Raw genomic sequence first — 12,982 nt, 5'->3', positions numbered from 1 at the left:
TCAGGGCTCCCGGAAGGCTTCGCGCTGCAGCTTGAGCACCGGGCGCAGCAGGTACCAGATGAAAGGATCGCGCCCGACCTTGAGGTCGATCTCGGCCTCCATGCCCGGGGTCACGCGGTTCTGGGGAAAGCCGATGAAGGACTGGCTGGTGCTGAGCAGCAGGCGGTAGTAGGGCGGCGCGTTGGGCGCGGTGGCATCGCGGTCGGCGTCGGCCGCGACCAGGGTCACCGTGCCGTCGATGGTGCCGTAGCGCAGGAAGTCGTAGGCCGTGACCTTCACCTGGGCGGTCTGGCCCGGCGAGACGAAGCCGCGGTCGTTCGGGCTGAGCTTGGCCTCGATCATGATCACGTCCTCGTCGGGCACGATCTCCATGATGGGCTCGCCGGGCTTGATGACCCAGCCCGGGCTCGGGTTGCGCGAGCCCTTGACGATGCCTTCGGTGGGCGCGCGCACCACCGTGCGCTCGCGCTGCGCCTGGGCCCGGGCCAGGTTCTCGTTGAGGCTGGCGATGTCGCGCTCGACCTCGGCCAGCTCCTCCGACGCGCGGCGGCGAAAGCGCCCCGTGACCTCGGCCACCTTGGCCTGGGCCTCGGCGATGGCCGCGCGCGCCGACACCAGGGACTGCTGGGCCACCTGCAACTCGCTGCGCGCGGCCTCGTGCTCGCGGCGTTTCTGCAGCACCTCCAGCTGCCCCACCAGCTTTTCCCGCAGCAACTGGTTCGAGATCTCGACCTCGCTCTGGAACAGCCGCACCCGCTGCTGCAGGCCCACCACCTTGGCCTGCTGCTCCAGCTCCTTGCTGCGGGCCTGCTCCAGCTGCGAGCCCGCGCCCACCAGCAGCCCGCGCTGCTCCTGCATGCGGGCCTCGAAGGCGCCCATCTCGCCCTGCACCACGGCCGCGTCCAGCGCGGCGGGGAACATCTCGCGCCGCAGGGGCTGGTCCTGGCTCTCGGCCCTGAGGCGGATGCGCGCGGCCTGGTTCGAGGCGAAGCGCGCCGAGAGCTCCTCCAGGTTCAGCCCGTTGCCGCCCAGATCGATCTCGACCAGGGGCTGGCCCTCGCGCACGCGCTCGCCGTCCTTCACCAGCACGGCGGCGACGATGCCACCTTCGAGGTGCTGCACGGACTTGACGCGGTCCGACGGGATCACCCGCCCGGGCGCGACCACCACGGTCTCGACCGGGTAGCCCAGGCCGACCACGGCCAGCACGGCCACCGCGCTCCACAGCGCCCAGTAGACCCCGCGCCGCTCGGGTTGCCCCGCCACCCCGCCGCCCGGGCGGCGCCGCAGCACATCGGGCAGGTCCGGCGAGTTGTCGGTGTGTTTCATGTGCCCACCCCCATGCCCTTCAGATGCACCACCGAGCCGCCGCCAGCCACCGCCTCGCGGGCCGGCGCCGGCACCGGCACCGGGCGCTGCACGCCGAACAGCCGCGGCACCATCTCGGCCGGGGTGCCCTGCTGCACCGTGCCGTCGCCGCCCACGTAATAGATCTGCGTGGCGATGGAGACCATGCGCAGCGAATGCGTCACGACCACCACGTTGCGGCGCTTGGCCACGGCGCCCAGCGCGGTCATCAGGTGGGTCTCGCTCTGGTAGTCCAGGTCGTTGCTCGGCTCGTCCAGGATCAGCACCGCGGGCTTGCGCAGGAACAGCTGGGCCAGCGCGAGCTTGCGCCGCTCGCCCACCGACAGGCCCATGCCGCCCTCGCCCACCTCGGTGCGGTAGCCCTGGGGCAGGCGCGAGATGAACTCGTGCGCGCCCGACAGCCGGCAGGCCGAGACGATCTGCTCGTCGGTCTGGCCGGGCGCGGCCCGGCGCAGCGACTCGATCAGCGCGCCACCGAACCAGTACACCTCTTGCGACAGGCAGCTGATCCAGCCCACCAGCTCCTCGCGCGAGAACTGGGCCAGGTCGTAGCCACCGATCTGGATCGCGCCCTCGCTGGGGCTGTAGAGCCCGCCCAGCAGCTTCACCAGGGTCGATTTGCCGGCGCCGTTCTTGCCCACGATCACGTGCAGGCCCACCGGGCCCATCTCCAGGTTGAGCTTTTCAAACACCGGGCGCGGCGCGTCGGGGAAGCGGAAGCTCACCTCCGTGAGGCGCAGCAGGCCAGGCGGCTTGGTGAGCTCCACGCCGCTGGCGGCGCGCTCCACCGGCTCGGCCAGCACCTTCTCCAGCCGCTGCGCCGCTTCGGCCGCGCGCGCCAGCCCGCGCCAGCCCGAGGCCATGCCCGCCACCGGCGAGAGCGCCTTGATCGCCAGCAGGTTGACGGCCATCAGCCCGCCCACCGTCATCAGCTGCTGGGTGACGGCCACGGCCCCGGCCGTGACCACCAGCACGGAGAACACCGTGAGCAGCACGGTGCTGCTGTCGCGCGCGGTCTCCAGCTCGCCGTTCTTGCGGAAGCTCTCGGCCAGCCAGTTGCGGTAGGCCTGCAGCCACATCTGGACCACCGGCGCGTCGTGCCCCAGGGTCTTGATGGTTTCGCGGGCGCGGCAGATTTCGGAGACCACGCGGTCCACGTCGCGCGCGCGCTGCGTTTCCTCCACCCGGCCAGCGCGCACCTCGTCGGCCCACCACCAGGCCAGGAAGGCCATGACCGCCAGGAACAGCACCACGATCGGCAGCACCGGCAGCGCCACCACACCGATCACGATCAGGGCGAACAGCGCCATGGGCAGATCGAAGATGGCGCCCAGCAGCCCGCCCGTGACCGTACCGCGCACGGCGCCCACGTCGCGAAACAGCATGAACCAGGCCGACGCGGGCCGCGCCTCCAGCGCCATCAGGGGCCGTTTGAGCATGGAGCCCATCAGCGACTCGGAGACGTGGTGGTCGATGGTGGCGCCGGCGTTGCGCAGGTCGCGCGAGCGCCGCGTGCGCAGCCAGAACTCGATGCCCAGGAACACGAAGATGCCGGCCACCAGGGCCACCAGCGTGGCCGTGCCGCTGCGCGAGATCACCCGGTCGTAGACCTGGAGCACGAACACCGAGGGCAGCAGGCCAAACAGGCTGATCGGCAGCGACCACAGCGCGGCCCGCTTGAGCAGGGGGTAGGCGTCGTCGAAGGCCTGGGTGAGGCCGTGCGCGAAGGGGCTCTCGGTGCCGTCGGTAGGCACCCGGGCCACCAGCTGGCGCGGAAGCAGGAGTTTGATCATGGGCAACTTTCGGGAATGCCGGCGCTGGCCTCCAGCGTCGCCTGGGTCTGCTGCTGCATCAGCCAGGCGTGGTAGGCGACGTAGCCCGACAGGTAGTGCTCCACGTCGTCGATGCGGACGCGGAACGAGTGGTGGCGGATGAAGAACGAGCCCACGATGCTGTCGGGCTGCTTGAAGTACATCGCCATCTCGGGCCAGAAATGCCCGTTGAGCATGTGGCGGGCCCGGTGCACCAGCGCCTCGCGGAAGCTTTCCTGGTCCACGTCGGCCAGCAGGTGGCCCAGCTCGGGGCTGTCCTGCAGGCGGCGCAGCATCTGGCTGGAGGCCATCATCAGCTCCAGCAGGGTGGGGAAGGTGGTCCGGCGGTGGCGCACGAAGCCGATGTGGCCTTCGATGTTCTGCAGGCCAAAGCGGAAGTACTTTTCCTCGGGGCGGTAGCGGGTCAGTTCGTTGACACCGTAGCTCAGCCAGTGGTCGTGGTGCTGCCAGTGCTGCGACGCGATGAAATGATCGAACGCCTTCTCGGCCATGGCCAGCCAGCGCGGGTCGCCGCTGAAGCCGTGGAGACGGCACAGGGCGAACGCGGCCTCGCCTTCGTAATAGATGATCCGGAACGGCTCCTTGACTTTCAGGTTGCGCGCATGGAGCACGTGTGTGAAGGCGCCGCTGCGGGGGTCCTGCATCAGCTCGATGCCGGTGCCGAGCCGCTCCAGCAGGTCGGCGCAGGCGCTGGTGCCCATGACCTCGCTGTACTTGACCAGCGCCAGAATCGCCATCGCGTTGCCGCCGAGCTTGATCTCCTGGCCCACCTCGTCCACGAGGAAGGCGGCGCGCCGGCCGTCGGGCAGCTGGCAGGTGCGGATCAGGCGCTCCACCAGGTACACCAGGGCGCGCTCGATTGCGGCCTTCAGTTCGTCGCCCTCGATCAGCTCCCACGACTCGATCATGGCGTAGGTGGAGCTGGCGTGGCGCAGGGCGTTGTAGGTGTCGATGCGGCGGTCGAAGCAGGGAAAGCGGCCGTAGATGAAACGCCCGTCTTCCTGCACCTGGCGCGCCAGGTACCCGGCGCCCGAGCGCACCAGGCCGCGCACGGTGGCCGCATCGAGCTCGGCCAGGTCGCGCCGGCCGGCGTCCGGCCCCTGGCCGCTGATGGGGTGCGCGCGGCCGTGTTCGTCGCAGAACACGCCGGCGGTGGTCAGCAGGTAGACCGGCGACGAGGGCAGCAGGACCGGCTCGAAGTCTTCGCCAAACCGGGCCCGGCCGTAGCGCTTGAGGTGGCCCATGTTGACCTCGGCGTGCGCGATGCCGGCCCCGCCGTACATCATGGCGTTGGCGTTGATCTCCTGCTCGGTGAAGGCGTGGCGAAAGCCTTCGTCGAGCGCGAGCCCGTAGCGCAGGTAGTTGCGCTTGACCTGCTGGAGCTGTTCCTTGAACCCGCTCCAGGCCATCGCCCGCACCGAGGTGACCACGTCCACCCGCAGCCACAGGGGCTCGCTGCGCTGGGTCGCCGCGCTCCAGGCCTGCACCCAGTCCACACCCTGCTGCCAGGCCGCGTCGAGGCTGGCGGCACTCACGTGGAACACCCGGGCCCGCGAAGCCCGGTCGCTGACGGAGAAGAACAGGGTCTGCGCGGGCCAGGGGCCCACCGACGTGTTCCCGGCCGGCAGGAGCTGCCGGCACATGCTCAACTGGTCCTGGAGGGTCATGGCCGTACGGGTGTGAGGGTTGGAGGGGGAAGGCAGCGGTGCGGGCGGGCCCGCACCGGCCCGGCTCATCGGTAGCTGAACTCCACCCGCCGGTTGAGTTGGTGGCCTTCTTCGGTCTGCAGCGCGGAGGCCGGCTTTTCCTTGCCGAAGCTCACCGCCTCCAGCTGGGTGTCGGCCACGCCCATGCGCATCAGGGCTTGCCGGACCGTCTCGGCGCGGCGCTGGCCGAGCCCGATGTTGTATTCCGTGCCCCCGCGCTCGTCGGTGTGGCCGTCGAGCTGCACCTTGCGGCCGGTGTTCTGGCGCAGGTACTCACCGTGTTGTTCCACGATGCGCAGGTACTGCGGCTGCAGGGTCGACTGGTCGAAGCCGAAATAGACCGTGCCGGACACGCCCATCGGCCCCAGCACGCTCGCCACCGGCGCGGGCTCCACCCGCCGGACCACAGCGGCGTCCTGCCGCTTGTAGGCCTGGTAATACACCTGCTGCTTGGCGCCCTCCTGGGGCTGGGTCGCGCAGCCGCTGGCGAAAGCGGCCACACAGGTCCATAGAAAAAGCTGTGTCTTCATGTGTTTCCTCCCGCCTTCCCGGCGGTCGCGCCGGGAAGGCCCGTTGTGGAGATGGATCGGATCAGACCGGCAGGCCCTGGGTCAGGTCCACCACCGGCGTGAGCGCCCCGTCGAGCGGCGCCATGCTGGTCACCGGCTCCAGGGTGCTGCCGAGCAGGTCGCCTTCGGTCAAGCCACCCAGCAGATCGCCCTCGGTCAGACCACCCAGCAGGCCGTCCTCACCGACCACGCCACCGAGCAAGTCACCTTCGGTCACGCCACCCAGCAGATCGCCTTCGGTCAGACCACCGAGCAGGCCGTCTTCACCGACCACGCCACCGAGCAGGTCGCCTTCGGTCAAGCCACCCAGCAGATCGCCTTCGGTCAGACCACCGAGCAGGCCGTCCTCACCGACCACACCGCCGAGCAAGTCACCTTCGGTCAAGCCACCCAGCAGATCACCTTCGGTCAGACCACCGAGCAGGCCGTCCTCACCGACCACGCCACCGAGCAGGTCGCCTTCGGTCAAGCCACCCAGCAGATCGCCTTCGGTCAGACCACCGAGCAGGTCCCCGCCGAGCAGATCGCCCTCCAGCACGTTGACGACGCCGTCGGTCACGTAGTCCACCTGCGTTTCCACGGCGCCCAGCGTGCCGTCCAGCGCGCCGTCGCCCAGCAGGCCATCGACCACGGGCGCCAGCAGATCGCCCGCCGGGTCCGTCACGGTGCCGACCAGGCCGTCCACACCGTCCAGCGCGTTGGGGTCGTCCGCCTGGAAGTCGGTGCCCAGCACCGGGGCCAGCAGGCCGCTGGTGGTGTCGGTCACGTTGCCGACGATGTCCACCACCGGCTCCAGCGTGTCGCCCAGGCCCAGGGCGCCGGTGTCGTCCACCGCCCCACCCAGCAGCCCTTCGGACGGATCGAGCAGCGCGTCGCCGGTGGTGGGCTCCTGCACATCCAGCAAGCCCCCGAGCAGACCGTCGTCGGTCAGCAGCTCACCCACCAGACCTTCGTCGGCCAGCAGGCCACCCACCAGGCCCTCGTCGCCCACCGTGGCGCCCAGCAGGCCATCGACCACACCACCTTCGTCCAGCAAACCGTCGGTGAGGCCGCCCAGGCCGAGACCGTCCAGCGCATCGCCGACCAGCGTGCCATCGTCCACCAGGTTGCCGACCGCGTCCGTGAGGTAGTCCACCTGCCCCACCGTCGAGCCCAGCAGCATGTCGGTCGTCCCGTCGCCCAGCAGGCCGTCCACGACCGGCTCCAGCAGGCTTTCACCGGTGTCGGCCACCTGATCCACGAAATCGTCGGCCGGGTCCAGGCCATTCGGATCGTCCTCGGTGAATTCGTCGCCCACCAGCGGCGCCAGGGCATCGCTGACGGTGTCGGTCAGATCGCCCACCGTGGACGCCACCGGTTCCAGCACCCCTTCGAGCACCAGGGTCCTGTCAAGCGAATCCACCGTCCCGTCGGCCAGGTCGCTGCCCGGATCGAACAGCTTGTCGCCGCCATCCGCGTCCGAATCGGAGTCGGCATCCGCGTCAGCGTCGGCATCAGCGTCAGCGTCAGCATCAGCATCAGCATCAGCATCAGCGTCAGCGTCAGCGTCAGCATCAGCGTCAGCGTCAGCGTCAGCGTCAGCGTCAGCATCGGCGTCAGCGTCAGCATCGGCGTCAGCGTCAGCATCGGCGTCAGCATCGGCGTCGGCGTCGGCATCGGCGTCGGCATCGGCATCGGCATCGGCATCGGCATCGGCATCGGCATCGGCATCGGCATCGGCATCGGCATCGGCATCGGCATCGGCATCGGCATCAGCATCAGCGTCAGCGTCAGCGTCAGCATCGGCATCAGCGTCAGCGTCAGCGTCAGCATCGGCATCGGCATCAGCATCAGCATCGGCATCCGAGTCATCGCCATCGTCATTGAGCATCGCGGCGACGGCCCCGACGCCGAGAGCGCCCAGTGCAAACTCACCCAGGGCCAGGCCGCCGCCCAACAAGGACGGGGCGGCTTTCTTGACCATCAGCACGGCCGCTTCCTCGGCACCTTGCCCGCTGGGCACGAAGTCGCCCGCCGCGAGATCGATCACCGCCTGCTGCGTCCCGTTGGGCAGCGACGCGACGCCAATGGTGGCGTCCGTCCCGCCCACGAGCGTCCCCTGCAAGGGCGCCTGGTTGGCTGCCGATCCCGGGAATGTCACGGCGGCCTGGCCCCCCTGGGGCACCAGCACCTGGTCGCCCACCTTCAGGGCCACGCTGTCCTGCACGGCCATGCGCTGCCCCTCGCGGACCACCACCACCCCCGGTGATGCGTTGGACAAGACGCCCAGCTCCGCCGCCGAAGCAGACGCCGTGTTCGCCGCAGCACCGGCCACCCCTTGGTTCAATACAGTTTCAGTCGCCATAACACCCTCTCCAGTTAAAAGTACGCCACCCATCGATTGCCGTTCCAGGGCCATCGCACGTCATGAATTCCATCGAATCCAGGCCATGCGAAAGCCATTGCAGGGCCATTCAAGCGCCGGGGCATTTCCCCGATCCATTGAACGAACACGCCGAAACAATCGCTCAACGGGGTGTAAATCGCAACTTGCATGCCAGCGGCTTGAATGCCCCATCAAAGCCCCGTCAGCTCCCGAAAATCGGCAAAAATGCCGCATTTCCAGGGCATTTCCGGGAAAATCTCACGTCCCGGCACCCCACTGCCCGGGTCAATGGGCCCAGGCCCTGGCCACGTTACGTCAGCGACGGGCTCCGCGTTACGTAACGGCCCCGCGCATCCCCGCAACATTCGGCAACGGACCCCGCCCATTCCCCGACAGCGCCAATACCCTTTCCACGCAGATGGCCAATTCATCCCGTGGTTTCTCCATGCCGAAATGGCTGGCCAATGCACCCGCATCCATGCACAGCGCCACCAGCCCGGCATATCCCTGGTGCCGGTACAGCCGGCGCAATTCGTCTTCCACCCAGCCATACCCGAGAATGCTTTCGGGTTGGTCAATGTCGAATTCCAGGTTTTCCAACATGGCCCGCACGCGCGATGACACAAACAGCTTGCCCAGCCGGTGGTCACAAACCATGTTTTTCACGCCTTTGACCGCCGGCCGCCCCGGTGAAACGGTGAATCGGAATCCGTGGATCTGGGTGGTGCCATGCATGCGGCCAAACGTCAGGTACACCACCTTTTCGCGTTCGATGACCCCGGGCACGGCCGAGCGCCGCACGACCAGGCCACCCGGGAACCATCGCTCCGCGAGCCGCCACCAGTTCTCCCGCACGATCACGTCCAGCGGTTTTTGGCGCTCTGTGGTGAAGGCGCCCCGGGCCAGTTTTCGCAGGCTTCCCGAGCGGATGAGGCCCTTGACGTCTTCGGCGGGATAGGTGTTTTTCAGCTCATCCGAAAAGACGATCGCCCCGGGCAAGTCCTGCCGCATGGTTCAAACCGGGCCTGCTCAGGCGAGCTGGGCCGACTGCGCCCAGGCCCGCTCGACCCAGCTGCTGCGCGCCTCGCTGGGGCGCCGCTCGGCGGGTTTGGCGCTGGGAAAGATGTCGCTCATGTACATGTGGACGAAATCGTAATTGGTGCAACATTCGCTCAATTCGTGCAAATCGATTCGCCCACCGCCAGCCCCCAGCAGCACCACCGCGTATTTCCGTGAGAGCAGCGCCTTGAGCACCCCCGATATTTCCATCTGCTCCATGGCATTGGCGCTCAACGATGCGTCCAGCACCAATCCCGCCACCGGGAATTCCCCCGCATTGGACAAGCTCTGCGCTTTTCTGAACACATCCAGAATGCCGATGAATCCGCGCGCCATGACAGAACCAAACAATTCGACCAATTGGGCATCTTCCAGGCAACGCATGTCACCCGGAAGGCCCTCGGTTCGGTTTTCTTCAGGGGCGCGATGATCGGTCAACAGCGCCAATACGCGGGAAATCACCACGTAACCCATCGCGACGTCTTTTTCTTTCATTTCCGGTTTCTCCATTCACGCCAGTCGGCGGCCACGGACCTGCACAAAGCACACAATTTGTGACAACAAAGCAAATAGGGTGCCACCGATCGCCGGCCATCCCCAACGGGGCAAATTCCGTTTGAATTCAACGCCTTGTTTTCAGGCCCACACGGTTCGAAGGCCGCAGGCAGCGGGCCGGGGCCGGTTTTCAATGGCTGGGAGCGCCCCCGTTACGTAACGCCACGGCCCACGGCACCGGGAACAGGAAACGCAGCGCCTTACCCCGCGACGCTTTCCAGGTGGATCACGTCCTGGTCGCCGATGAAGCTGCCGGTCTGCACTTCGATCATTTCCAGCTCGATGCTCCCGGGGTTGCACACCTGGTAGGCCTGGCCCACGGCGATCTGCGTGGACTGGTTTTCGTACAGCAGCTGGCTCTGCTCGCCGTGGGTGATTTCCGCGGTGCCCCGGAGCACGATCCAGTGTTCCGAGCGGTGGTGGTGCAGCCGCAGGCCCAGGCAGCCCCCCGGCTTGACCCGGTGGTGGTTGATCTCGAAGCGCTCCCCCTGGTCCACGCTGCTGAGCTGCCCCCATTGCGCCACCGCCTGCGAAGGCCGGGCGGTGAGCGAGGCCTGCTGGCAGCGCAGCTGGGCCAGCACGGCGTCCATCGCCTGCAGTTGGTCGCGGCGAGCCACCAGCAGGGCGTCGCGGGTATCGACGATCAGCAGGTCCTGGGTGCCGAGGGCGACCACCGTGCGTCCGTGGGCGTGGATCAGGTTGCGGCGGGCGTGCACGGTGTGTGCCGGGCCGGTGATGTGGTTGCCCGCGGTGTCGGCCGGCAGCAGCGCGGCCACGTCGTTCCAGCCGTCGACCTGGGTCCAGGGCCCGGCAAAGGGCCGCTCCACCACCCGCGCGTATCGCGCCATGAAGTCCCGCTCCCCCGCTTCCTGGAGGCAACACCGCAGATCCACCGGGTGGGGCCGCACGAACCGGATGCGCGCGTCGCCCGCCGGGGTTTCGCAGGCCACGCCCACCATGGCGTTGGCGCAGGTGAGCAGGGTGCTCTCCGCGTGGGCCGAGAGCGCGGCCAGCACGGTGCTGGCCCGGGCCAGCACCACGCCGCGCTGCCAGACGGGGCCGGGCAGCCCGGGCCGGGCACGCAGATGGACGATGGCGCCCGACATCGCGGCCCCCACGCCCTCCAGCACCGCCTCGCGAAACGCCACGCTGTCGGGCACGTGGTGGTTGGCCGGGGAAAACAGCAGCAGAGGGTCTCCACCCTCGAGGGTGCGCACCTGCAGCGCCGCCAGCGCCATGGCCACCGCGGGCATGGCCCCATCCGGCCCGAGCACGATCTGCCCGTGCAGGCGCTCCTTGCGCAACGCTTCCTGCACGTGGAACCGGTGGTCCTCGTCCGCCACGCAGATCACCGACGCTCCGCACCAGGCCAGGCGCGACAGGGTCAGCTGCAGCAGGCTGCGGCCGTCGATCAGCGGCACGAACTGCGCGGGCCGGTTGCTCCGGCTCAGGGGCCACAGCTGGGTGCTGGCCCCCCCGCACAAGATGACGGGGATGATGGTCATGGGTCGTCCGGTGTTGGGCGAGGCAACGCGCCTGGGCTGGGTGCCGCAGGCGGGGTTGCCGCTTCTGCCATGGGCCGGGTGCAGGTTTCGCGCCAGCGGCCACGGCCACGCGCCGGGCCGCATCCAGGCCTTGATTCACAACGACTTTTTCCGACCTCACCCGCAGGCGGGGCCGCTCGGGCGCGCACCGGGGCCGCGGCGTTACCCGGTCGGGGCGACGCGTCACGTAACGGCGCAAGGGAACGGGTGGCGGGGCTCCACACGATGGCCGGCGGCGGCCCCGTCGGCCGCGCCGGGGCTTCAGCGCTTGAGCTCGTTCAGCTTGGCCTCGACCTTGCTCCACTCGTCGGCGTCCGGCAGGGCCAGCTTGGTGCGGGTGATCGGTTTCCACTCGCGGGAGAGTTCCGCGTTCAGCGCGATGAAGCCCTGCTGATTCGCGGGCACATCGTCCTCGGCATAGATGGCCGCGACCGGGCACTCCGGCACGCACACCGCGCAGTCGATGCATTCGTCGGGATCGATGGCGAGAAAGTTCGGCCCTTCCCGGAAGGCATCGACCGGGCAGACGTCCACGCAGTCGGTGTATTTGCAGCGTATGCAGGCTTCGGTGACGACAAAGGTCATGGCGGGGGCTCCTGTGGGTCAGCCATCCTTGCCGTCGTGGCGGGTCTGGGCCAGCCACGGCGCAAAGATGAAGAGATAGATGGCGAACGCGGCACACCAAGTGAGCGCCGCGCCCACCAGGGCCAGCGGCAGCCATTGCGGCGCCACCAGCGGCAGCAGCACGCGCAGCGTGGCGGCCGCCATCACCAGGGCGTAGGCCGCCACTTCAGCCTTCGATGCCTGCAGCGGCCGCCCGGTGTGGCCGCGGGCCGTGCGCGTGATCATGCCGATGATGAGGCCCCCGGTGGCGCCGACCGCCAGCGCGTGCACGCCCGCCGAGGTGCCGATCCAGCCGGCCTGGGCCAGCGCCAGCAGCGCAAGGCCCAGCGGTATCCAGGCGTAGCCCGCATGCAGGATCCACAGGATGGGCCGGCCCCGGGTCGTCCAGGGCTTCCAGTGCCACTGGCGGCGCAGGTGCAGCCCAGCGGCCAGCGCGAACACCCCGGCGCTGACGAGGCCGGTGCTGGGCCCCGCCGGCAGGAAGAGCCAGAGCGCCAATGCCAGCGCGGTGAACGACAGGGTGGCGCGCTCCAGCCACGGCCGCGCGACCAGCTTCAGCCCCGGTGTGGCCCCCATGGTGAACGCCGGGACCACCCGCCCCGCGATCACGCACTCGATCATCACGATCAGCGCCAGACCGGCGTACAGGGCCTTCAGGGGTGGCAGCGCCAGGGCCCCGGACACGCTCAGGTGAAACGCCAGGTTGGACAGCGAGAGCAGCACCAGGAGAGCGGCCAAGGGCAGGTTGCGGCGGTTGCGCGCACGCAGCAGCCGCTCGATCAGCACGGCCGCCACCAGCGGCAGCAACGCCAGGTCGAGCACGGCGTACACCGGGTAAGGCGCGAGCACGGCCGCGAGGCGGGCAGCGAGCCAGACCACCACCAGGGCCCCCAGCAGGGCGCCGCGCGGCATGGCCAGCCCGGTCCAGACCTTGGCGGCGGTCAGCAGGAAGCCGACGATGACGGCGACCGCAAACCCGAACAGCATTTCGTGCGCGTGCCACAGCAACGGCGGCACCGCCAGAGTCAGCGTCACCTGGCCCAGAAAAAGGGCCGTCCACAGCGGCACCGCCAGCAGCGCGTACAGCGCGGCACCCAGGTAAAACGGCCGGAACCCCAGGCGCAGCAGCGGCCAGCCTTCCAGCGCCGGTGTGCCGGGGGCCGCCGGGGAGCCGGCCGGGGTGAGAGACAAGGTCGGGGGGAGCGTCGGGGTGGGCATGGGGATGCGAGGGGTTCAGCGGCGTCGGGCTTCCGCCTCGGTGTTTATAAGATTCATTTTGTATGAATCTTAATTCCGATGCCGACCGGAATCAAGCTATCGCGCACTTCTTCAAGGGCTTTGAGGTGCCTCGGTGGTCGGG

The 12,982-nt window shown here is 68.8% G+C and carries 10 protein-coding genes; all 10 read right to left on the bottom strand.

Translation table 11 applies throughout. From position 1 onward, the window contains the following. The 10 genes from KIH07_RS05685 to KIH07_RS05640 all read right to left on the bottom strand — a co-directional run bounded on the left by KIH07_RS05685 (position 1) and on the right by KIH07_RS05640 (position 12,840). The gene (locus KIH07_RS05685) at positions 1 to 1,329 is read right to left on the bottom strand and encodes an HlyD family type I secretion periplasmic adaptor subunit (protein WP_226491037.1); all 1,329 of its coding nucleotides are present in this window, start codon (positions 1,327 to 1,329) and stop codon (positions 1 to 3) included. After that, positions 1,326 to 3,161: a peptidase domain-containing ABC transporter gene (locus KIH07_RS05680; RefSeq protein WP_226491036.1), complete on the bottom strand. Its 1,836-nt coding sequence runs from the start codon at positions 3,159 to 3,161 to the stop codon at positions 1,326 to 1,328. The genes KIH07_RS05685 and KIH07_RS05680 overlap by 4 nt, the downstream gene beginning before the upstream one ends. Further along, on the bottom strand, positions 3,158 to 4,843 hold the full coding sequence (locus KIH07_RS05675; RefSeq protein ID WP_226491035.1) for a hypothetical protein: 1,686 nt from the start codon (positions 4,841 to 4,843) through the stop codon (positions 3,158 to 3,160). The genes KIH07_RS05680 and KIH07_RS05675 overlap by 4 nt, the downstream gene beginning before the upstream one ends. 89 nt (positions 4,844 to 4,932) lie before the next feature. Next, a complete protein-coding gene (locus KIH07_RS05670) occupies positions 4,933 to 5,436 on the bottom strand; it encodes an OmpA family protein (protein ID WP_226491034.1) in 504 nt (167 codons plus the stop codon). A gap of 61 nt (positions 5,437 to 5,497) precedes the next feature. Continuing rightward, entirely contained in the window at positions 5,498 to 7,735 is a 2,238-nt protein-coding gene (locus KIH07_RS05665) for a hypothetical protein (RefSeq protein WP_226491033.1), read from the bottom strand. Positions 7,736 to 8,173: 438 nt separating this feature from the next. After that, positions 8,174 to 8,851, bottom strand: coding sequence for a hypothetical protein (locus KIH07_RS05660; protein ID WP_226491032.1), 678 nt, complete (start codon positions 8,849 to 8,851; stop codon positions 8,174 to 8,176). A gap of 18 nt (positions 8,852 to 8,869) precedes the next feature. Further along, on the bottom strand, positions 8,870 to 9,394 hold the full coding sequence (locus tag KIH07_RS05655) for a hypothetical protein (protein ID WP_226491031.1): 525 nt from the start codon (positions 9,392 to 9,394) through the stop codon (positions 8,870 to 8,872). Between the two features lie 260 nt (positions 9,395 to 9,654). Beyond that, complete coding sequence (locus tag KIH07_RS05650) at positions 9,655 to 10,959, bottom strand: sugar phosphate nucleotidyltransferase (RefSeq protein ID WP_226491030.1); 1,305 nt, start codon at positions 10,957 to 10,959, stop codon at positions 9,655 to 9,657. Between the two features lie 300 nt (positions 10,960 to 11,259). Then, positions 11,260 to 11,583 (bottom strand): ferredoxin FdxA, encoded by a 324-nt coding sequence (gene fdxA / locus KIH07_RS05645; RefSeq protein ID WP_226491029.1) that lies wholly within the window; start codon positions 11,581 to 11,583, stop codon positions 11,260 to 11,262. A gap of 18 nt (positions 11,584 to 11,601) precedes the next feature. After that, complete coding sequence (locus KIH07_RS05640; protein ID WP_226491028.1) at positions 11,602 to 12,840, bottom strand: NnrS family protein; 1,239 nt, start codon at positions 12,838 to 12,840, stop codon at positions 11,602 to 11,604. Positions 12,841 to 12,982: the final 142 nt, after the last annotated feature.

The sequence above is a fragment of the Hydrogenophaga taeniospiralis genome, assembly GCF_020510445.1.
Taxonomy (GTDB): Bacteria; Pseudomonadota; Gammaproteobacteria; order Burkholderiales; family Burkholderiaceae_C; genus Hydrogenophaga.
Note: the sequence above shows the minus strand (reverse complement) of the source record. Positions and strands in the feature narration are given on the sequence as shown.